The sequence below is a fragment of the Rhodanobacter lindaniclasticus genome, assembly GCF_004799035.1.
In the GTDB taxonomy this organism is placed as follows: domain Bacteria; phylum Pseudomonadota; class Gammaproteobacteria; order Xanthomonadales; family Rhodanobacteraceae; genus Rhodanobacter; species Rhodanobacter lindaniclasticus.
On the sequence record NZ_MWIO01000006.1, the window covers coordinates 25,200 to 47,445 of the forward strand.

Here is a 22,246-nt window from a genome sequence, read left to right on the forward strand (position 1 = left end):
CGGTAGCGGCAGTGTCTCACTTGGCGCCTTTCGCAGACGTAGGCAAGTTCAACAGGAGGGCTTGTTCTTGCATCTCGGCCAGCAGTTCCTGCATGTGCGTTTCGCGCCACTTGGCGGTGAGCTGACCGGAGAAGGCGCGTTGCAGGAGCAGTGTGAAGAGCTTTTCTACCTTCTCTGTCGCGGTTCCAATGGCTGCCGTGAGCTTGGTCGTCTCCGATGCTGCCCGAGCGAAGTCACTCTGCCGATTCGCAGCCGGCCGCATGAACCGCTTCTCCTTCAAATATTTGAAATGCCTGCTGTAGCCAGCACTTGGAAGCTCCCGCAGGCGGCAGTGCCAGTAAGCGAACAACGGATCGATGCCGTCCTTTGCAGATAAAACACGCACCCCATCAGCCCCAAGCGCAAACGGGAAATCGACGTACTTGAAAGTACGCGTGTGGTCGCCGAAAACAATTACCGGCAGCGGGTCCTTGTGGGCGATCGACTTATCGTCGGTGTATCCAGCGACGTAATTCTGACCTTGATCGACGATGGGAACTGCACCGGATGGTTGAAAGTCCCTTGCCTGAACCTTCGTGTGGCCTGCAGTGACGTCATCGAACACGCCGAAAAAGTCTGCTGTCGGCCAGCCCATCGGGTTGGCCGTGGGGTCGCCAAACATTTTGAGGAACAGTGCGGGCAGGATGCGGGCGGCCTTGACGTCGGCCTCGCGTGCGCGACCGCGCAGAGCATCGGCCTGATCGAGGATTTCGACGATGCGGCGCTGTTCCGAAGGCGCGGGTAGCGGAAACGGAATCTCCTCCATCACGGACTTGCGGATGGACGGTACGTGCGACGCGTTTGCGTACTCGGTCAGATTGATGCGAAGAAACCAGTAGTACAAGAACTTCGGGGCGACACCATCCTTCGGCACGGCACCCATGACATTGTTGTCATAGGTGGACGGCTTCGTGAGAATCCGCTTCTTCTCCGTACCGATCGCAGCGCCGATCTTCGGAAAGATGACGGTACCGGCAGGAAACGTGCGTGCGTGCAACGCTGCCAAGGTGGCTCGTGACACCGTGTTGGAGTGGTTCGCCATGTAAACCTCGTTGCCCGCGAGGTTCATGTCGCTCACCCGGAAGAAGGGGACCGATTGATTGAATTCGCCTTGATGCTCTCGCGGAAAGCCGAATCCACTCTCGAGATCGGCCGCCTTCGCAAGCGGAATCGTGGCCCACGTCATTCCGCCACTTCCTTGAGCAGTTTCTCCAACCCCGCCACCACGCTGCGATAGTCGCTCAGCACTTCCTCGATCAACTCGCGCGGGTCTTCTTCGCTCACCGGCTCGGCGATGCGGGGCTTCCACTGACCGGCGCCGAGGTTGTAGTCGGCTTCGGCCAGTCGCTCCCTAGTCGTCCACCAGCATGTGGGCTCGACGCTGCCTGCGGGAAGCAGCGCGTTCGCTTCGGCGCCCGGCGGCTGCTTGAAGCCGCTGGCCTTGTACTTGGCCCATTGTGCGAGCAGGTCGGGGATGTTGTTGAGCTCTGGCGTCTCCACGCGCCCGCCGCCGGAAATTCGGTCCGGGTCGTAGCCGTCGTTGCGGACTTCGTAGAACCACACCTTGTCGTGTCTCTTGCTGGCTTCAGACTTTGGCTTGCTGAAAACCAGCACGGCGGTCTTGACACCCGCGTACGGTTTGAACACGCCAGCGGGCAGGCTGACCACGGTCCGCAGCTCGAACCCTTCCACCAGTTTCCGTCGCAGTTCCACATGCGCGCCAGTAGAGCCGAACAGCAGGCCTTCCGGCACCACCACGGCGCAGCGGCCGCCGGGCGCAAGGTGCTGCATCATCAGGGCGAGGAACAGCAGCTCGCTTTTCTTGCTGGTGGTCGGCAAATCCGAGCGGATGGAATCCTTGGGCAACTGGCCGGCGAACGGCGGGTTGGCGAGGATGACGTTGTACTGGCGAGCAAGGTCATCCTCGCTCAGGCCGCCCATCTCCGACAGTGCGTTCGCGCGCTTCAGGCGCGCGTGACGAATGCCGTGCAACACCAGGTTCATCACGCTGATGCGCATCATCTGACGCGACACGTCGGTGCCGAAAATGGACGCTTCGAGCACCTGCCAGTCGGGAATCTTCTCGCCCGCGCCCTTACGGTAGGTCTGCAGGTTGGGAATGGCCTGCTTCGCCTGCGCCACCGACTCGTTGCGTTTCTCCAGCCAGTTCTCGCCGTAGATCGGCACTTCGGTGACGCTGTCGGAATACTTGGCCAGCAGGTAGTCCACTACGTCGATCAGGAAGCCCGCGGTACCGCAGGCCGGGTCGTAGACGGAGTCGCCAAGGTCGGGGTCGACCATCGCCACCATGAAGGCGCGGATCTGGTGCGGCGTGCGGAACTGGCCGTTCAGCGCACTGGAGCCCAGATGCGTCAGCAGGTATTCGAAGATGTCGCCTTTGACGTCAGGGCCGAGTTTCTTGAACTCGAAGCCGTCCAGCTCGTCCACCACCTGCTTCAGCACGTTGGGGTCGACGATTTCCAGCACGGCATCGCGGAAGTATTCGGCAACCTGTGGCTCGTCCTTGGCGAGCGACGCCATGTACGGGAACACTTCGTCGCGCACGAAGTCGCGCAGCTCGGGGCCGCTCTTGAAGCGCCACTTGCTCCAGCGATAGCGCTCGGCCTGGTCGGGGAACAGGCTGCGCTGGTTGCCATGGCCGTTGCCGCCCATGCGTGCGAGGCGCTCGCGTTCGCTTTCCTCCTCATCCAGCAGCTTCAGGAAGATAAGGTAGGAAATCTGTTCGATATACGTGACCGGGTTGGTGACGCCACCGGCCCAGAGCGTGTTGGTGATGTGGTCGAGCTTGCGACGAAGTTCCTGATTCACTGCTTGTTCCGTTCGGTTACGCGGCGGCGACCGTGTCGTTGATTTCGGTAATGATGTTCTTCAAGCCCTGTTCGCCGAAGAGCTCCACGCCGGTGTTGAGGGCGCCGAGGATGGACAGGGGTGGACGAACCAGATCGTCCAGCTCCACCTTGCCGCGCACGACGGCACGGGTCTTCAACAGCGCGAGGTACTGCGCCTGCGGCGGGGTGAAGCTTTTGCTGATGAGCCAGGCACGGAAGTTTTCTTCCACGCGTTCCTCGCGACTCTTCAGCTTGAGCATGCCCAACGCGCTGCGGATGAAGTCGACGAGATTGCCGCTGGGCTGCTTGTAGGCGCGACGCAGATTGTCCTCGTTGAAGTAACGATCGGGCTGGTTCAGGCGTTTGGCGAGGTCGATTTCTTCTTCGTCGGTAAGGGGCTCACCGGCCTTGATCTTGGCCAGCGCAGAGTCGTTTGCCGCCCGCTCGCGAACTGCTTCCTCCCAGTCCGTAACGTACTCGCGCTTGTCCACGCGTTCGCCTTCGGGGCCGACCTCGATGTAATGCACGGCCTGGAGCCATTCGTCTTCGAGGCCAAGTTCAATCAATTCGCGCGGCTCAGTCGGCCTTGGCCCCGGCTTGGTCCCACCACCGCCGGTACCGGTGAAAATGTCGGTATCGGAGTCGTTGAAGTATTCGTGATTGCCGAAGAAGTCGTAAATCACGAAACGCCGCTTCTTGATCTTCGGCGCCGTTCGCGTGCCGCGGCCACGCATCTGCTGGTAAAGGATGGGGCTGCGTACGCGCCGGCACATCACGAGGTGCAGCAAGGAGGGACAGTCAAAGCCGGTATCCAGCATGCCGACGCTGACGGCGATTTGCGGGTAGTCCTCGCGCTTGAAGCGGCGGATGGCATCGGCCGGGTCGACAATGTCCGAGGTGATGACTTCCGCGTAGCGACCTTTGTGTTCGGGATGCAACTCGTTGAGGTATTGCGCGAGTCGCGCCGCGTGATGCTTGGTGATGGCGAAGATCACCGACTTGCCGGGACCGACCTGCTGGCTGGGTGCGAGTTCCTTGTAGTTATCCCAAGCGAGGCGGTCGAACTCGGCCATCATCTTCTTGTTGGTGGCTTCGTTGGTCCACTCGCGCTCGAACTTCTCCGGGTCGTAGTGCTGGTCGTCCTTGTCCGCGCCCGCCGACATCAATTGGGTAATGCCGGTGGCGAACTTGTAGGGGATCAGGAAACCGTTCTTGAGGGCTTCCTGGATGGTGTAGGCAAAATCGGGCGTGCCGTTCTTGCAGTGGTAGAAATCGAACGTGTTGCGCTCTATGTATACGGCCGGCGTGGCGGTGAGGCCGACGTGGAAAGCATCGAAGCGGGTCAGCGCGGTTTGCCAGGCGCCGTAGATAGAGCGATGGCATTCGTCAGCGATGACGACGTCAAAGTAGCCGCTGGTGTACTCCTCGTATCTGCCAATCATGGTCTGCAGCAGACAGACGGTAATCTGCTTTTCCTGTCGCACGGTGCCGGACTTCAGCCAGTAGCTGGAGTAGCCGGGCAGCATGTCCTGGATGGCTTCGATCGCCTGCTTGGCAAGCTGCTCGCGATCGACGAGGAACAGCACGCGCTCGGCCTGGCCAGCCTGGAACAGGCGCTTCAGGTACAACACGATGAGGTCGGTCTTGCCGCAGCCGGTCGGCAGCTCGATCAGGAAGCGCCGCTTGCCCAGCTCCACCGCGTGATCCATCGCCTGCATGGCTTCGGTCTGGTACGGCCGCAGCGTGCGGGTTTCGCCTTGGCGCGTGTAGGTCTCCGGGATAGCGATGGTGGCAAGTGGCTTGCGATCGGCACGCATCTGCACGATGCGCTCGAGGTCGCGGCGTGAGTAGAACGAGTCGACGACGTGCGCATCTTCGTTCTGGTAATCCCAGAAGTAGATGAGGTCGCCATTGGCAAGAAAGATGAAGGGCGCGCCGATTTGCCTGGCGTAGGGCAACGCTTGTTGCTTGGCGACATAGGGATTGATCGCCTGCTTCTTGGCCTCGACGACTGCGAGCGGACGGCCGCGCTGATCCAGCAACACATAGTCCGAACGGCCCGGTAGCGGCTGGTCGTCCTCGTCGGATGTGCGCGCGAAGGGCGCACCACTGCCAGCGGCCGCAACACTCCCGTACCCCGCGACCGCCACTTCCGTGCGCACCTGCGACTTGTCGGCCGGATCCCAGCCGGCAGCACGCAACTGATCGTCGATCAGGATGCGTGCGTCTGCTTCACTGGTGTTCGCCACGGATGCGTTCCCTGTTGGTGTGACCCGGCAAGTATGGCGTAGATCGCCATATTTTCGGACGCCGAGAACGCGAAAGGCCTCCGCACCGATGGTGGGGAAGCCTGAAGTAGGACGGAGTATGCGAACCCCGGGATACCGATGTCAACAACCTTGGCGCAATCTGTCGAGTACTACCCGGTCCCGACACAACACGACTGGAATCTTTGCCCCTGCGCAATTGAGAAAAAATGGTGCGCCCGGCGGGATTCGAACCCACGACCACCGCCTTCGGAGGGCGGTACTCTATCCAGCTGAGCTACAGGCGCATTGTGTGGCCGCGCGCGGGGGCCGGTGGCCGGTACCGCGGGGAGCGGCAGTATAGCCGAGTTGGTTGCGCGTCGGCATCCGGTCTCCCTTGATCGTGTAGGAGCGCACCCTGTGCGCGATGCTCTTCGTCACGCGACGGAAGGCATCGCGCACAGGGTGCGCTCCTACATTCAGCGCCGTAGGGCGGGCACTGCCCGCCAGTGTCGAGCGCGGAGGAGCATGGCGGGCAGTGCCCGCCCTACTCAGAGCGGCTTGAGGAGGTCGGCCAAGGTGTCGGGCTTGCTGGTGTCGCGGACCAGGTGCGGGTATTTCAGGCCGTCGTGGTAGGCGATGCGCACGGTCTGGTACTGGTCGAAGTTCTTCACCAGCAGTTCGATGGTGGCGTTGTTGTCCTTGGCGGCGGCGGTGATGGCGTCCTTGAGGTCGTCGGCGTCGTAGTCGTGGCCGTTGACGGCGATCACGTGCATGCCGGGGGAAACGCCCGCCTTGAACGCGGGGCCGTCCCACAGCACGTCGGCGATGCTGCCGTCGTTGCCGATCGACAGGCCCAGCGAGTAGGTCAAGTCGGCCATGTGGCGGCGTTTCTCGGCGGCCTTGACCGCGTCGGTGGGCTGGTCGGTGTAGACCAGTTTCCAGCCGTGCGATTCGATGCCGCCGGTCAGCGGGCCGTGGCCGTCCAGGCGCGTGCGCAGGTAGCCGGCCCAGTCGAACGGCGCGACGCCATTCAAGGTCTTGACCACGTCCTCGAAGGTGTAGGTGTTGACGTTCCACTGGCCGTTGTCCATGCCGAAGAAGGCACGGGCGAAATCGTCGATGGAGCGCTTGCCGTGGCTGAGTTCGCGCAGCTTGCCGTCGACGTCGAGCCAGATCATCTCGCCGGCGGAGTAGTAATCCTCGCTGGCCTGGTAGTTGCGGTACGGCAGCGGCGCGCGCTGGGCGATCACCGGATCGTTGGTGGTGTCCTGCACGTTGCGCCAGCTGGCCAGGCCGGGGCGGCCCTTGTCGTAGGTGGCGGCCACGTAGGCCAGCGTGTCGCGGGTGTGCTCCGCGCTCCACAGGCCCGAGCGCGCGGCCATCACCTGGCCCCAGAACTGGGTCTGGCCTTCGTACACCCACAACAGGCTGTCGCCCATCGGCACGTTGAAGGTCGGCGTGTAGAGATCCGCGCCGCGGCGGTACTTGCCGTCCCACGAATGGTTGAACTCGTGCGAGAACAGGTCGCGCGCGGCGACGTTCTTCTTCCACTCGGTGAAGAAATCGGCCGAGGTGCCGTCCTCGCTGGAGCGGTGGTGCTCCAGCCCGTTGCCGCTCATCTTGTCGCTCAGCGAGACCAGGAAATCGTAGTGGTCGTAGTGGTGCGCGCCGTACAGCTTGTACATCTGCTGCACCAGGTTGCGGAACGCCTTGAGCTGCTCGGGCGTCACCTCCAGGTACTTCGGCGCGTCGGCGACGATGTCCATGTGTACCGGCGCCTTGGCGCCCGGATCAAGGTCGAGCCGCTTGAAATGCTTGCCGGCGTAGATCGGCGAATCGACCAGGTTCTCGAAGTCGATCGGCTTGAAGTGGATGGTGTCGCCCTCGCGCGAGGCAACCTCCAGTGCAGTACCGGCTTGCCAGCCGGCGGGCAGTTTCACGCTGGCCTGGGCGGGGATCTGGCGCGTGTAGTAGCCGGCCGGGTACAGCGACACCGCGTTCCACTGCAGGTTGAGCATTTCCGGCGTCATCACCACGCGGCCCTGGCGGCGGTCCTGCGGCGAGAGGAACTGGAACTGTGCCTCCACCTGGGTCGCCCCTTCGGGTACCACCACGTGGAACGCGAAGACGTCCAGCGAATCGCGCGTCCACGGCAGGGTCTTGCCGTTGGCGGTGACCACCAGGCCGGCCAGCTTGTCGATCGGGCCGGTGGGCGAGTGGTTGCCGGGCAGCCACTGCGGATAAAGCAGGGTCAGCGGACCGGGCTGCGCCGGGATCACCTCGTGCACGCGGAAGATACGACGGGCGACGTCGCTGGCGTCCACGCTGATCTTCAGGCTGCCCTGATAGGGCACATTCTGCGCGGCCGGGACATCGGCGATGGCGCTGAAACTGGCCAGCGCCAAGGCACTGGTAGCGACGGCGGCGGCGAGGCGGGTGAATTTCAAGGGCGGCTCCGGGTTGATGGAATGACGCGGCGCCGGCCTCGCCGGGCGCGCGGGGAAGCGGCCGGCATGGGCTGGCGACCGGGACGAATGCGGGCTTTCGATGCTAGTGCGCACCGTCGGCGCCTACCCCTGCCGAAGGTCACGATCGCCGCGCCGGCATGGCCGCGAGGCGCATCCCGGGGTTGGCATCCATCGTGCTTTGCTCCCCGGCAAACCACGCCGGATATTCCGACCGCCGCCATGCCTGCCCCTGCCGCCAAGCCACCACTCAGCGAAGACGCCGCGTTCCGCCGCGACTACGCCGGCTATCTGGCGCAGCGCATGGGGCCGATGATCCATGCGCTGATGGCGTTGGCGCTGTGCGCCTACCTGCTGGCCGTGGTGGTGCGCGGCCTGCTCGGCGCCACTCCGAACGAGCTGCTGTGGCAGCTGATCCCGGCCCCGCCGATGCTGCTGGTGGTGATCGCCGCGCGGCAGTGCCACGAGCCGCTGACCCTGCGCATGCTCGCCCTGCTGTGCGTGGTGCTGCTGCAGATCGGCATCAACCTCACCGGCTTCGGCAGCGCGGCCGGCGTGCGCCAGCCGCTGCCGGGCCTGCTGCTGCCGGTGGCCTCGTCGGTGATCTGGTTCGGCCGCTGGGATTTCCTCATCGCGATGGCGCTGTGTGCGCTGGGGCCGCTGCCGATGCTGCTGCACCTGGGCGACGGCGAGCGCACCTTGCAGTACTCGGTGTACATGGCCATCTCGGTGTCGCTGGCGACGGTGCTGCGCGCGTTCATGGCGCGTACCCTGCTCGAACAGTTCAAGCTGGAGCGCCTGCTGCGCGAACGCGCCGAGACCGACGGCCTCACCGGCGTGCTGCTGCGCAACCGCTTCCTCGACCTTGGCCGCATCGCGCTGCACGAAACGCAGCAGCTGCGCCAGCCGATGGCGATGCTGTTTCTGGATGCCGACCACTTCAAGCGGATCAATGACGAATACGGCCACGCCGCCGGCGATGCTGCGCTGGTGGCACTGGCCTCGCGCTTGCGCACGCAGGGTCGTCGTCGCGACCTGATCGGCCGCATCGGTGGCGAGGAATTCGCCATGCTGCTGCCCGGCGTGGACCTGGAGCAGGCGCTGGTGCGCGCCGAGCAACTGCGCCTGGCGGTGGCCGCCAGCCATCACCCGGGCGGACGGTTGAGCGCCAGCATCGGCGTGGCGGTGTGCACGCCCGGCTGCTGCGACAGCGTCGAGAGCCTGTTGGCCCGCGCCGACCTGGCCATGCGCCAGGCCAAACGCGAAGGCCGCGACCGGGTGGTCACGGCCCTCGCCAGCGCCTGAGAGGCTGTGATTCTTCGACCTCTCAGGCCGGCCGTGGCGAGGGCATGGATGCCCGAGTTGAGGCAACGCAGGAGCAGTTGCCCGATGGCCGGACATGGAGCAGTCACGCAAGTGGCTGGTTCATGTGAGCGAGTCCGGGCATGTACCGGACTCGCAATAGAAGAAAACCACGGGAAGTGGTTTTCTTCACGGACCCTGAGCCGGATCAGGACTCGCCGGTGGCGAGCTTGCTGTGGCGCATGCCGTAGAGGAAATAGATCGCCAGGCCGATCGCCATCCAGATCACGAAGCGCCACATGGTGAGGATGTCCAGCCCGCCGATCAGGTGGAACTGCCCCTCGGTGACCCACGGCCAGCCGATGATCAGGAACAGCGAGAACACGATACCCAGCGGCGCCAGCAGCCACAGTGCCGGCGTGCGGAAGCGCCGTTCCAGCTCCGGCTGGCGGATGCGCAGGATCAGCACCGAGGCGCAGATCACGATGAACGCGGACAAGGTGCCGATGTTCACCAGCTCGGCCAGCTCGCGGATCGGCAGCAGCCCCGCCGCCAGCGCGGTGAACACGCCCAGCATCAGGGTCGGGCGGTGCGGCGTGCCGTACTTCGGATGCGACTTGGCGAACCACCCCGGCAGCAGGCCGTCACGCGACAGCGCGAACCAGATGCGCGCCGCGCCCAGCATGAAGGCGAACACCACGCTGGCGATGCCGCACACCGCGGCGACGTTGATGATGCCGCTGATCCAGTGCAGGTCGCGCGCGGCGAACACCGCGCTGACCGGCGCCGAGCTGGCCAGGATCATCTCGGTGCACTGGCCGGGCGCCTGCGAGGGATCCACGCAGCCGTTGTAGGGCACCATGCCGGTGAGCACCAGCGAGATGGCCAGGTACATCGCCATCGCCACGCCCAGCGACGCGACCACCGCCAGCGGCAGGTCGCGCTGCGGGTTCTTCGACTCCTCCGCCGCGGTGGTCAGGGTGTCGTAGCCGAACACCGCGAAGAACACGATGCTGGCCGCCGCCAGCATGCCGCCCACGCCGTAGCGGGTGCCGCCGGTGGCCGCCGCGTCGTGCACCAGCGGCGGGATGAACGGGGTCCAGTTGGCCGTGTTCACGTAGAACGCGCCCACCACCACCACCACGATCACGCCGAGCACCTTGAGCGCCACCACCACGGTATTGAAGCGCGCGCCCACCTCGGTGCGTGCCACCTGCAGCGCCGCAACACCCAATGCCACCAGCATCGCGATCAGGTTGATGCCGCGCCCGCTGTCCGGATGCGCCGGATCGTAGGCCGCCTGCAGGAACACCGGCAGGTGCAGGCCGGTGATCTGGGCGATCAGCGATTGCAGGTAGTTCGAGGTACCTGCCGCGACCACGCCCACGATCAGGGCGTACTCCACCAGCAGGTCCCAGCCGATGATCCACGCGGGCAATTCGCCCAGCACCGCATAGCCGTAGGTGTAGGCGCTGCCGGTGACCGGGATCATGCCGGCGAACTCGGCATAGGACAGCGCCGCGCAGGCGCTGCCGATGCCGGCCACCAGGAAGCTGAGGATGATTGCCGGGCCGGCGTTCAGCGCCGCCTCGTTCGGCGCCAGCACGAACACGCCCACGCCCACGATCGCGCCCACGCCGATGGCGGTGAGCTGCCACACGCCCATGGTGCGGCGGAAATCCCGGCTCGCGCCGGCCTCGGTCTGCAGTTGCGCGACCGACTTGCTGCGTACCAGTTTGCTGAAGAAACCCATAGGGCACTCCCCTTGAAATCAGCCCACAGCATAACAAGTCGCGAGTATCTGGCCAGGCGGCGGGTTGGCGCTGTGGCGTTTGGATGGCCAAATGAGCGGCGCGCGTGCGCACACTCCTGCGTCGGCCACGGACGGTTCGACGCGTAGGGCGGGCACTGCCCGCCGCTTCTTGCCACGAACGGTGGACAGTCGGCGGGCGGTGCCCGCCCTACGGGTTGGGAGCAGCGTGCAGGGGTTCGGGCGGGCGCAGGCCGGCGAGCCAGGGGAGCGCGACGGCGCTGGCGCCGAACAGCACGGCAATCGTCGCGGCGGCGCGTTCGTCGAGCGGGTCGACGCCGAACCAGCGACCGAGCAGCAGCGGCAGCACCGCGGTCAGCACGGTGCGCAGGCCTTCCAGCCAGAACGCGCGGCGGCGGCCTTCCATCAGCGCACCGATCACGCACAGGCTGGCCACCATGTACAGCGCGTAGCCGAGCAAGGTGGCGAAATCCGCGTGCGCGGTAAGCCCCAGGAAATGCGTGGCCATGCCCAGCAGCAGGGCGAACTGCAACAGGCAGTACGCGACCATCGCCGGCGCCATCGGCGGGTCGTAGACGGCGCGACGGATGTCGTACGCGGGCTTGGGGAAGCGTGCCGCCACGTCGGCCGGGCGCCAGCCCGGCGGGCGGAACCACACCTGCAACTTGTCGCGCCAGCGTCGCGCATGCCATGCGTCCACCGCCGTCGCCCAGTACACCTCGGCGTTCGCCCACAGCGGGTTCCAGCTGCGCAGCGGTGCGCGGGTTCCGTAGACCGGCTTGTCGGCATCGTCCTCTTCCACGAAGGTGCCGAACAGGCGATCCCACAGGATCAGGATGCCGCCGTAGTTGTGGTCGAGGTAACGATCGTTGGTGGCGTGGTGCGCGCGATGGTTGGACGGCGAACAGAACACGCGGTCGAACCAGCCGAGCTTGCCGACCTGCTCGGTGTGCACCCAGAACTGGTACAGCAGGTCGATCAGGGCGACGGCCATGAACACTTCCAGCGGGTAGCCGAGCAGCGCCATCGGCAGGTAGAAGATCCAGCCGAGCAGGCCGCCGGTGCTGGTCTGGCGCAGCGCGGTGGAGAGGTTGTACTGCTCGCTCTGGTGGTGCACCACGTGCGCCGCCCACAGGATGTTCACCTCGTGCCCCATCCGGTGCAGCCAGTAATAGAGCAGGTCGTACAGCAGCAGCGCGCTGATCCACACCCACAGGCTGTTTGCCGGCAGCGCGAACAGCGCCAGATGTTCGACGCACCACGCATAGATGCCCAGCGTGAGCAGCTTGGTGAACACCCCCGCGATCTGCGACATCACGCCCAGGCCGATGCTGTTGACGGTGTCGTTGCCGCGATAGACGCGCTGGCCGCGTACGCGCGCGACGACGAACTCCAGCGCGATCAGCGCAAAGAAGAACGGCGTCGCCCAGGTGATGATGAGCTCGGAGGTATTCATGCCAGCGATGCCTGCATCGCGCCCACCGCGCCATCGTCCCGCGCCACCGAGCGGGCGATGAACCACACCGCCGCGTAGTAGCTGCCGAGCACCCACACCGCGGCCAGCGGCAAGGCGCCGTGGAAGCGGTCCCACGCCAGCAGGCTGTCGCCGAGCATGAACAGCAGGCCGCCGATCGCCGCACGCCGCGCCGGTCGTGCCAGCGCATCGCCGGCGTGCGACCACGCGCGTCCCAGCGCCTGCGCCGCCATCGCCGCCAGCACCAGCGCATAGACCACCACCGCGCCGCGCAGCGCGGGCGGTATGGACGGCCAAAGCCAGGCCAGGTTCAGTGCCGCCAGCAGCAGGCAGCCGAGCCAGGCCAGCGGACGCGTGCCCGGGCGGCTGTCGCCGAGGAAGCCGCTGATGAAGTACAGATGCCCGATGAGAAAGGCCACCAGGCCGGCCACGAACAGATCCGCCGGCCACATCAGCAACACGTCGCCGAACAGCGAACAGACCAGCCCGACCACGATCCGGCGCCGATAGCGCGAGGTGATCGGCGGCCACGCCAGCGCCGTGGCGATCACCAGCACGGTAGCCAGCGGCTTGGCGATCCAGTGCAGCCATTGCCATGCGTCGGCGCCCTCGCCCAGCACGCCGCCGAGCATGGCGGCGAGCGCCGCGCACGCCACCATCGGCGCGAGGGCGCGGCGGAATGCGGGAGACGTGCTGGCGACAGTGGACATGGGCGACGGGCGTCGTGGCAACGACACGATCATAGCGAGCTTTCGCCCTCGCCGGCCCGCACGTGCGCGTCGACTGCCTGCCGCCCGCTGGCCGGATCGTCGGTGAAGAACGCATCGATGCCGGCGTCGAGGTAGGCGTCGATCTGCGCGACCAGGCCGGCGCGGTGGCGCGCCTGCGGAGCGTCGCCGCGGCGGAACACCGGGGCGAGGAACGTGTTCTCCGGGCGGAACGTCCACGGATGCACTTCCAGCCCGACCGCATGCGCGTCGCGCACCAGGCGCGTCGGCGGATCGAGATGGCCGTCGGCATTCCACGGGATGATCGCGCGCAGCTCCGGGCCGATCGCATCGGCGTAGCCGGCGACCTCGCGCAAGCCCTCCGCGGTCATCATCCGTGCGTAATCGAGCGTGCCGCCGGCGACGGCCACGTCGTAGGGTTGCGCCGGCGGCACGTCGAGCAGTTGCAGCAAACGGATGTTCGGGTGCGCGCTGCCGAGCCGTTCGCGCAGGTAGCGCAGGTTGCCGATCTCGAAGGACTGGATCTCCACCGTCGCCGTGCGCGTGTGCGCATGCCCGGCGAGCGTGGCCAGCAGCAGGTCTTCCATCGGCAGGCCGAGCTGGCGGAAATGGGTGCCGTGCTTGATCTCCGGCACGATGCCGATGAGCCGTCCGCAGGCAGCCGATTCGGCGGCGGCGAGCTCGATCACTTCCTCCAGCGTGGCGATCGGCAGCTGGCCGTCGTGCGCGGTGCCGCGCAACTGCGGCAGGCGTTCGCGCGTGCGCAGGGTCTTCAGCTCGGCCAGGGTGAAGTCCTCGGTGAACCAGCCACTCGCCGCCACGCCATCGATGTGCCGGATCGCGCGGCGCGCGGCGAACTCGTGCCGCTCGCCCACGTCGGTGGTGCTGCCGATCTCGTTCTCGTGGCGCACCACCAGCACGCCGTCGCGGCTCATCACCAGGTCCGGCTCGATGAAATCCGCGCCGTCGGCGATCGCCCGCGCGTACGACGCCAGCGTGTGCTCCGGCTGCCACGCCGGCGCGCCGCGATGGCCGATCACGCCGACGCGCGCGGCCAGCGGCTTTTCACGAGGCGTGGAGACCATCGGCACGGCGCACTCCGCGGCAGATCAGGAGGCCAGCATAGCCCCGCGCGCGGGGAACCTCAGTCGGGCCGATACATCTGGCGATAGACGCGGCTCACCTGCTGCTGCAGGTCGCCGGGTTGCCGCGCCTCGTCGAAGGCGTCGTTGATCTGCCGCTCGCTCTGGTGCAGCGCGCGCAGGAATACCCGCTCCTCCGCCGACAACCCGAGCTCTTCCATCTGCCGCTCCAGCGCGGCGGCCTTGTCGGCCACGGCCCCGCCCTCGCCCGGAGGGGGCGTGGCGGACATGGCGGGGTCGGGAATGCGGCGGGTCATGCGGACAGGCGAAGCAAGACACTTGCCAGCGGCCTCGCCCGAACGGGCCGACCGGGCGCCAGCCGCGCCAGCACGGGCCTGGCGCGCTGCACGGCCACCCGTCGCCGCCGCCCGCAACTGCCCCGGGGCGACAGTCACCAGGCCATGCGTGCCGCGCACGGTCATCACGAAGCTGAACGCGACCGCTCACTCGTACACGTGCAGCCGGTCGAACACCCACGCGTAATAGGACGGCAGCAGCCCCGGCACCGTGCAGTCGTCGTAGCGGCCATCGCAACGATCGCGCAGGCGGTGGGAGGCGGCGAAGTACGCATCCTGCGGCAGGCCCGCCGCCTGCAGCACCATGCCGGGCAGGAACGCGATGTCGAGCATCGGATACTGCGGCAGCGCCGGCCCGGCGAAATTGCTCTTGACCATGTAGTAGGTGAGGTAGTCGCGATACGGTTGCAGCGCCGGCGGCAGCGTGCGCGGCAGGTCGCGGATCATGCCGCCGAAGGACGGCTGGTGGTCGCCGAAATGCATCAGCACGGTCGGCTGCGGGCGATCGAGGAAGTCGTGCTCCAGCGCGCGCATGGCCAGGTCCGAGTCGTGCAGCCGCGCCAGGTAGGTGTCGAAGTTGAGCGCCACCGCCGGCTTCAGCCCCGGCAGCAGGTTGCGGAACGCCGGCGGCAGCGACGACATCGGGTCCTCGTCGTGCGGGCCGTGCTGGTTCAGGGTGAGGATCATGATGAACACCGGTTGCCCCGGCCGCTTCACCTTGTCGTAGATGCGCCGGGCCGCGGCGAACATCTGCCGGTCGCTCTCCTCCCACTCGACCAGGCCCAGCTCGTTGACGTCGTACAGGTGATCGAAACCGTAGTCGCGATACGCGTTGCGGCCGTTGATGAAACTGCCGACGGTGGGATAGATCGCGATGGTGCGGTAACCCAGCCGGCGCAGCAGTTGCGGCAGCGAGTCGCGCACGTGCGGCGCCAGCACGTAGGGCGCGTACATGCCCCCCGGGCCGAAGACGTCCTGCGGCATGCCGGTCAGGCTGGCGAACTCGCTGACCCAGGTGCCGCCGCCGAAGGTATGGGTGCGCAGCACGCCGCTGCCGCGGGTGCGCGCATCGGTCCTGAACATCGCCGCGCGGCAGGCCGGCACGCGGCAGTCGGTGAAATTGGCCGGATCGAACGTGCTCTCTTCCAGCACCTGCACGATGTCCGGGTACGGTGGCGGACGGCTGGATGGCACCCCTTGCGCGGCCGCACCCCACACGCGCTGCGCCTCGCCGTCGCCGCTCATCGGCGGCAATCGCACCGCCGCGTCGCGGAAGCTGACGAAGAAGTTGGTCAGGTGCGCGTCGTCGGAGAGCTTTTCCCAGGTGTTGCGCGCGTGCACCTCGGCAAACGGACCGCCCGGCCACATGCACCACCACCACGCCAGCACGCCCAGCAGCAGGCCCGCCCCGCGCAGCAACCACGCCGGTCGTGCCCGCCAGGCGGAGAACACGCGCCAGTCCCAGCGCCAGGTGAGGTAGAGCAGCGGCGGCAACAACACCAGCAGGCCGATGCCGAGCAGGTACAGGTGCGGATAATGGCGCAAGGTGTCAAGCAGGCTGCTGCGCACGTAATAGACGAAATCCGCCGGCATCAGCTGCTCGTCGAGGTAGCGCAGCTTCATCACCGCGATGAACTTCAGCGCGACGAACAAGCCGCCGGCAAGCAGCAGCGCACTGGCGAAGCGCGCCAGCACGGCCATCAGCACCACGGCGCTGCACAGCATCAGCGAGGTGACGAACACGCGCTGCAGCGGCAGCGGCTCGCGCCAGGCCGTGCCGGCCACGCACAGCACGAACAGCAGCACGGCCCCTGCGCACACCGCCGGGCCGCGGATGCGGCGCCATCGAATCGAACGCATGAGCTGAACCACCCCCCCGGCAGGACCGAGCCTGCGACCGGCATCTTACGACCTCGCCAGGCGCCGCGGCAGCCGTCCGATCTGCTAGCGTTGGCTGTCCCTCAGCGTCCGTTCCCGGAACCTTCATGTCTGTCCGATCCACCCCGTTCGCCCTCCCCCTGCTGGCGCTGGCCGCGCTGGCGCTGGCCGGCTGCTCCGCGCTGCCGTGGCGCTCTGGCCGCGTGCCCGACGGCGCGAGCGCCAAGGTGGCGATCCTGGAAACCACCGACATCCACGCCAACGTGCTCAGCTACGACTACTACCAGTCGAAGGACGATCCCACGGTCGGTTTCGAGCGCACCGCCACGCTGATCCAGCGCGCCCGCGCCGAATACCCGAACCACTTCCTGTTCGATTCGGGCGACACCATCCAGGGCAGCGTGCTGGCCGACTACCAGGCACTGGTCAAGCCGGTGGCCTGCGACCAGGAACTGGCGGTGTACCGCGCCATGGACGCGATCGGCTACGACGGCGGCACCCCCGGCAACCACGAGTTCAACTATGGCCTGGGCTATCTCTCGCAGGTCACCGGCACGCCGATGAACGTCGACGGCGGCCGCCACACGCATTGCGTCGGGCCACATTTCCCGCTGGTGCTGGCCAACGTCTACAGCGCGCGCGACGGTGCGCCGATCTTCAAGCCGTGGACGATCGTGCAGAAGACCATCGACGCGTACACGCCCGATGGCAGCCACATCCGGGTGCCGCTGAAGGTCGGCATCATCGGCTTCACGCCGCCGCCGATCATGCAGTGGGACCAGCACCACCTGGCCGGCAAGGTCACCGTCGCCGGCGTGGTCGAGGCCGCGCACAAATACCTGCCCGAGCTGCAGGCGCAACACCCGGACCTGATCGTGGCGCTGCTGCACGGCGGCCTCGACACCCACCCCTACACCAGCGAGATGGAAAACGCCGGCTGGTACCTGGCCGGCGTGCCCGGCATCGACGTGCTGCTGCTCGGCCACTCGCACACCGAATTCCCCGGCCCGCGCTATGCCGGCATGAAGGACGTCGACGCCCGCCGCGGTTTCGTGCGCAACGTGCCGGCGGTGATGGGCGGCTTCTTCGGCAAGGATCTCGGCGTGGTCGCGCTGGTACTGAGCCGCCGGGACGGCCGCTGGGTGGTCGACCTGGACAACAGCCACAGCGAGGTGCGGCCGATCTGCAAGGACAAGCGCGACTGCGTGCCGGCGGACCCGGCGATCGCACCGCTGGTGGCGAAGGTGCAGCAGGCCGCAGTCGCCTACGTCAACACGCCGATCGGTACGAGCGCGCTGCGCATGAGCAGCTACTTCGCCGACGAGGGCAACATGACCGCGCTGGCGCCGGTCAACGCCGCGCAGATCGACTACGTGCGCCGCGAACTGCCGCTCACCCACCCCGAACTGGCCGACGTGCCGGTGCTCGCCGCCGCCGCCGCGTTCCGCACTGGCTTCGGTGGTCCCGCCGACTACACCGACGTGGCCGCCGGACCGCTGACCCTGCGCAACGCCGCCGACCTGTACTTCTATCCCAACACCCTGGCCGCGGTGAAGATCGACGGCGCCGGCCTCAAGGCCTGGCTGGAGCAATCGGCGCGGCGCTTCAACCGCATCGACCCCGAGCAGACCGGCGAGCAGGCGCTGATCAACAGCCGCTACACCGGCTACAACTTCGACCAGATCCAGGGCGGCATCCACTACGTGATCGACGTGTCCAAACCGGCCGGCGAGCGCATCACCACGCTCACCTTCCGGGGCAAGCCGGTCGCGCCGACGCAACCGTTCATCGTGGTCACCAACAACTACCGCGCCAGCGGCGGCGGCCACTTCCCCGGCCTGGACGGCAGCAACATCGTGCTGGCCGCGCCCGACGGCACGCGCGAGATCCTGGCCCACTGGATCGAGCACAGGCAGCACCTCGGCGCAGCCGACCTCGAAGCCACCTCGTGGCGTTTCGCGCCGCTGAAGACGCGCGGCCCGGTGGTGTTCACCGGCGCGGCGAACAAGCTCGACGTGGCGAAGGCGGCGGGACTGGAACACATCCGCCAGCTGAAGGACAACGGCGACGGCACCGCGGTCTACGCGATCGACCTGTCGCACTGAAGCGGCAAGAGCGACCCCACCCCAACCCTCCCCTGCGATGCAGGGGAGGGGGCACGAGCGGCGCGTCTCGACCAACCTGCTCTTCTGCAAACAGACCGCGGACCACACTTCTCCTCCCCCTGCTCGCAGGGGGAGGCGGGAAGGGGGTAACGCCTTTGCTCTTGCTCCTCACCCACCGCGCAGCAACAGACTTGCGCACCGCGCAACGCTGTTCCAATGTGCGCGGATGATCGATCAGCCCTCCCCGCCCGCGTGCGCAAGTTCCTGCTGAATCACCGCAAGCTCCTCGGCCTCGCCCTGCTGCTGATGCTGGCGCAGGCGGCGTGTGCGCAACCGCCCACGGTGCAGTTGCAGGAGCTGACCTGGACCGAGCTGCGCGCGCGCATCGACGCCGGCAGCACCACCGTCATCATCCCGATCGGCGGCACCGAGCAGAGCGGGCCGTATATCGCGCTGGGCAAGCACAACGCGCGCGCCGCGGCGCTGGCCGAGCGGATCGCGCGCGCGCTGGGCAACGCGCTGGTGGCGCCGGTGGTCACCTACGTGCCCGAGGGCAGCATCGCGCCACCGAGCGGGCACATGCGTTTCCCCGGCACCATCAGCGTGCCTGATGCCGCGTTCGAGCAGGTGCTGGCCTCGGCGGCCGAAAGCCTGGCGGCGCACGGCTTTCGCCACGTCGTGCTGCTCGGCGACCACGGCGGCTATCAGCGCGACCTGCGCCGCGTGGTGGACCGGCTCAACCAGCACTGGGCCGGTTCGCCGAAGCGCGCGTTCGCGCCGCCGGCGTACTACGCCGCCAGCTCCACCGGCTACGCCGCGCTGCTGCGCCGGCACGGCTACCGCGACGACGAGATCGGCAGCCATGCGGCGCTGGCCGACACCTCGCTTCAGCTGGCGGTCGCGCCCTCGATGGTGCGCGCCGATACACTGCGCCACGCGAGCGCGCCGGGCGCGGCCGACGGCGTCTACGGCGGCGATCCGCGTCGCGCCACCGCCGCGCTGGGCCAGCTCGGCGTGGACCTGATCGTGGCGCAGACGGTCGAGGCGATCCGCAAGGATGTCGCCGGACACTGAGCTGCCCGCACCCCCAACCGATACCCGTGGACCGGACATGCTGCCGAGGACTTTCACCATCAACGCACACACCTCTCACCCGCCGCGCCGCCGCGCCGGCTTCGCCCTGCTCGCCTGGCTCGCCAGCGGCGCGGCGTTCGCCGGCGGCGTGCCGACCGTCGCCGGCATGCCGCCGGTGACCGATCCGGCCAACCTCTACGGCGACGCCGGCGCCCACATGCTCAGTCCCGCAGAGGCCGGCGCACTGCCGCGCGTCTACGTGCCCAACCTGCGCTCGGACAGCGTCAGCGTGATCGACCCGGCGACGTTCAAGGTGGTCGACACCTTCAAGGTCGGCCGCAGCCCGCAGCACGTGGTGCCGGCCTACGACCTGCGCACGCTGTGGGTCACCAACAACGCCGAGGACCGCCCCGACGGCAGCCTGACCCCGATCGACCCGACCACCGGCAAGCCCGGCCAGGCAGTGGCGGTCGACGACCCGTACAACATGTACTTCAGCCCCGACGGCAAGTACGCCATCGTGGTCGCCGAGGAAGACGCCCGGCTCGACTTCCGCGACCCGCACACCATGGCGCTGCAATTCCGCCTGTCCGTGCCCGGCTGCAAGGGCATCAATCACGCCGACTTTTCCATCGACGGACGCTACGCGATCTTCACCTGCGAATTCGGCGGCAAGCTGGCCAAGATCGACATGGTGGAACACAAGGTGCTCGGCTACCTGCGGCTGAAACGCCACGGCATGCCGCAGGACATCCGCGTCTCGCCCGACGGCAAGGTGTTCTACGTGGCCGACATGATGGCCGACGGTGTCTACCTGGTCGACGGCGACAGCTTCACGAAAATCGGCTTCATCCACACCGGCACCGGCACCCACGGCCTCTACCCCAGCCGCGACGGCACGCGCCTGTACGTGGCCAACCGCGGCACGCACAAGATCCATGGCGGCCCCCACGGCAAGGGCAGCGTCTCGGTGATCGACTTCGCCACCCGCCAGGTCGTCGCCACCTGGCCGATCCCCCACGGCGGCAGCCCCGACATGGGCAACGTCAGCGCCGACGGCCGCATGCTGTGGCTCTCCGGCCGCTTCGACGACGTCGTCTACGCCATCGACACCACCACCGGCAAGGTGCGCAAGATCAAGGTCGGCATGGAACCGCATGGCCTCACCGTGTGGCCGCAGCCGGGGCGGTATTCGTTGGGGCATACGGGGATCATGCGGTAGGGCGATGGCCCGATTTCGGTCAGAAGCAGCCTTCTAAAGTACGTGCGTTCAGCCCCCAATGACGCCCGCTTAAGGCTGTTCGTCCTGAGCGTAGACCTAAGGCCGAAGTCGAAGGGCACGCCGGCACCGGAAGAGGGCCACGGGGGGCGCTTCGACTGCACCCGCTGCGCGGGCTACGCTCAGCGGGAACGGCGGTGGGACATGGGTCGGCGACCTCAATGTAAGTGCCATTCTGCTCAGACCATTTTTGGATGCGATTAACCTGCTTGCCAAGATGTTCAGCGTCAAGTGCCCAAATGGGCATACAATGTGTCCATCTTGGAAATACGGAGGCGCGTCATGGGTGATCCGAAGAAAGGTGCCGGCCCACTTGAGGGCGGTCGCCCTAGGAAGAAAGTCACCACGAAAGTCAAGCGCGTGACCGCGTCCACCTTGAAGGCAGGCGGGACCGGCAGGAATCCCGTGCATGGACGCGAGTTGCAGGAAATGCGCCTGCAGGCTCGCAAGATGAAGGGTGGCATAAAGAGCAAGAATTCAGCCGTGCGAAAAATGGTCGTCAAGACGGTGACCAGGCGCATCCTCAAGCCATTACGTCACGTCGAGGCTCTTGAAGCGGTGCGCTCCGGCCTGCTGCCCCAAGAACTCAATATCCTGATTGAACGAGGGTATGCGCGTGCCGAGCTCGTGAGACTTGTCGGCCCGCGCAGTACTATCGAGCGCAAGCTCAGTGGAAGTATCCGCCTGGACCTGCAGGAGAGTGATCGCCTGGCCCGATTGAGCAGAATCATCGCCAAGGCTGAGGCGGTCTTCGGCAACGCAGAGAAGGCACGGCATTGGATGGAACGGCCGTCGTCCCGGCTGCCACGCGGTGAATCCCCGTTGTCCCTGCTTGATACCGATGGTGGTACCCAGGTAGTGACCGAGCGATTGCTGCAGATCGAACACGGGATCTTCGCTTGAGGCTCTGGCGACTGAGCCGTCATGCCAGTCTGGATGGTCGCGGCGGCCTGTTTGCGGCGGGTCGATGGCACAGCCAGGGACGACCCGTGCTGTACACCGCTACCTCGCCGTCCGGCGCACTCGTCGAGGTGCTCGTCCATCTAGACGTGGAGCCACAGGAGATCCCGGATGGCTACCGCCTTCTCGGCGTCGACGTACCTGATGACGCGATGAATGACGCACGTGGCGAGCCCATGGTTGGCAGGTCGCCCAACTTGGACGGGTCGCGGGCCTTGGGTGACGCTTGGCTGCGCGGCTGCGACAGCCTCCTTTGCCGTGTTCCCAGCGCGATCATTTCTCACACGGACAACGTGCTCATCAACCCCGCTCACCCTGACATGACGAAAGTGGTCCTCAGTATCGATGAGCCGTTCACCTTCGACGGACGGCTGCTTGGGGTCGTTGAGTAATCGAGGCGCTGAAACAAAAGACTCAGATTCGTCAGATCCTTTGTTTTGCTGAAGGAAAATGAACCTGAGCCCTTTGCGGTCCTCAACTCACCGCCGCACAGGGTCCCCGGGCAGAACAGCTGGCCATCGAGGCCCGCACTCTTCAGTGGAGCCAGATCAAAAAGCGTCGCGTCTTCGGCTTCGCACCGACTCTGCTCCCTCTCCCCCGACATTGCGGGAAAAGGGGTTCTACCCCGTTTCCAC

16 protein-coding genes and 1 tRNA gene are annotated in these 22,246 nt (G+C 66.6%); 6 read left to right on the plus strand and 11 right to left on the minus strand.

All coding sequences use genetic code 11. The features are described from left to right. Window positions 1-16 precede the first annotated feature (16 nt). From B1991_RS01845 to B1991_RS01865, 5 genes are all read right to left on the minus strand, one after another. Complete coding sequence (locus B1991_RS01845) at window positions 17-1,225, minus strand: restriction endonuclease subunit S (RefSeq protein ID WP_136257009.1); 1,209 nt, start codon at window positions 1,223-1,225, stop codon at window positions 17-19. Then, on the minus strand, window positions 1,222-2,868 hold the full coding sequence (locus B1991_RS01850; protein WP_136257010.1) for a type I restriction-modification system subunit M: 1,647 nt from the start codon (window positions 2,866-2,868) through the stop codon (window positions 1,222-1,224). The genes B1991_RS01845 and B1991_RS01850 overlap by 4 nt, the downstream gene beginning before the upstream one ends. Window positions 2,869-2,884: 16 nt before the next feature. Then, window positions 2,885-5,137: a type I restriction endonuclease subunit R gene (locus tag B1991_RS01855; protein ID WP_136257011.1), complete on the minus strand. Its 2,253-nt coding sequence runs from the start codon at window positions 5,135-5,137 to the stop codon at window positions 2,885-2,887. Between the two features lie 228 nt (window positions 5,138-5,365). Next, window positions 5,366-5,442 (minus strand) — tRNA-Arg (locus tag B1991_RS01860). A gap of 243 nt (window positions 5,443-5,685) precedes the next feature. Continuing rightward, entirely contained in the window at window positions 5,686-7,584 is a 1,899-nt protein-coding gene (locus tag B1991_RS01865) for a M61 family metallopeptidase (RefSeq protein ID WP_136257012.1), read from the minus strand. 240 nt (window positions 7,585-7,824) lie between these two features. Between B1991_RS01865 and B1991_RS01870 the strand changes: the two genes are divergently transcribed. Continuing rightward, window positions 7,825-8,907, plus strand: coding sequence for a GGDEF domain-containing protein (locus B1991_RS01870; protein WP_136257013.1), 1,083 nt, complete (start codon window positions 7,825-7,827; stop codon window positions 8,905-8,907). A gap of 205 nt (window positions 8,908-9,112) precedes the next feature. Here the strand turns inward: B1991_RS01870 and B1991_RS01875 are convergent, their stop codons facing one another. The 6 genes from B1991_RS01875 to B1991_RS01900 all read right to left on the minus strand — a co-directional run bounded on the left by B1991_RS01875 (window position 9,113) and on the right by B1991_RS01900 (window position 16,175). Beyond that, entirely contained in the window at window positions 9,113-10,657 is a 1,545-nt protein-coding gene (locus B1991_RS01875; RefSeq protein ID WP_136257014.1) for an amino acid permease, read from the minus strand. A 208-nt stretch (window positions 10,658-10,865) separates the two neighbouring features. Beyond that, window positions 10,866-12,131, minus strand: a complete 1,266-nt coding sequence (locus B1991_RS01880; RefSeq protein ID WP_136257015.1) for a sterol desaturase family protein — start codon at window positions 12,129-12,131, stop codon at window positions 10,866-10,868. Continuing rightward, window positions 12,128-12,859, minus strand: a complete 732-nt coding sequence (locus B1991_RS01885) for a lysoplasmalogenase (RefSeq protein ID WP_136257016.1) — start codon at window positions 12,857-12,859, stop codon at window positions 12,128-12,130. Before B1991_RS01885 ends, B1991_RS01880 begins: the two co-directional genes overlap by 4 nt. Window positions 12,860-12,888: 29 nt before the next feature. Further along, window positions 12,889-13,962 (minus strand): glycerophosphodiester phosphodiesterase, encoded by a 1,074-nt coding sequence (locus tag B1991_RS01890; RefSeq protein WP_136257024.1) that lies wholly within the window; start codon window positions 13,960-13,962, stop codon window positions 12,889-12,891. Between the two features lie 59 nt (window positions 13,963-14,021). Further along, window positions 14,022-14,249 carry a hypothetical protein gene (locus tag B1991_RS01895; protein ID WP_136257017.1) on the minus strand — a complete coding sequence of 76 codons (228 nt, stop codon included), beginning with the start codon at window positions 14,247-14,249 and terminating at the stop codon, window positions 14,022-14,024. Window positions 14,250-14,462: 213 nt separating this feature from the next. After that, window positions 14,463-16,175 (minus strand): LTA synthase family protein, encoded by a 1,713-nt coding sequence (locus tag B1991_RS01900; protein WP_136257018.1) that lies wholly within the window; start codon window positions 16,173-16,175, stop codon window positions 14,463-14,465. Between the two features lie 125 nt (window positions 16,176-16,300). On the opposite strand from B1991_RS01900, the gene B1991_RS01905 reads away from it, so the two are divergent. The 5 genes from B1991_RS01905 (at window position 16,301) to B1991_RS01925 (ending at window position 22,003) form a co-directional block, all read left to right on the plus strand. Continuing rightward, window positions 16,301-18,298, plus strand: a complete 1,998-nt coding sequence (locus tag B1991_RS01905; protein ID WP_136257019.1) for a bifunctional 2',3'-cyclic-nucleotide 2'-phosphodiesterase/3'-nucleotidase — start codon at window positions 16,301-16,303, stop codon at window positions 18,296-18,298. A gap of 252 nt (window positions 18,299-18,550) precedes the next feature. Next, on the plus strand, window positions 18,551-19,372 hold the full coding sequence (locus tag B1991_RS01910) for a creatininase family protein (RefSeq protein ID WP_246031028.1): 822 nt from the start codon (window positions 18,551-18,553) through the stop codon (window positions 19,370-19,372). 37 nt (window positions 19,373-19,409) lie between these two features. Continuing rightward, window positions 19,410-20,594, plus strand: a complete 1,185-nt coding sequence (locus B1991_RS01915) for a YncE family protein (protein WP_210772075.1) — start codon at window positions 19,410-19,412, stop codon at window positions 20,592-20,594. A 339-nt stretch (window positions 20,595-20,933) separates the two neighbouring features. Continuing rightward, window positions 20,934-21,554: an antitoxin Xre/MbcA/ParS toxin-binding domain-containing protein gene (locus B1991_RS01920; protein WP_136257021.1), complete on the plus strand. Its 621-nt coding sequence runs from the start codon at window positions 20,934-20,936 to the stop codon at window positions 21,552-21,554. After that, window positions 21,551-22,003, plus strand: coding sequence for an RES family NAD+ phosphorylase (locus B1991_RS01925; RefSeq protein ID WP_136257022.1), 453 nt, complete (start codon window positions 21,551-21,553; stop codon window positions 22,001-22,003). Before B1991_RS01920 ends, B1991_RS01925 begins: the two co-directional genes overlap by 4 nt. Window positions 22,004-22,246 lie beyond the last annotated feature (243 nt).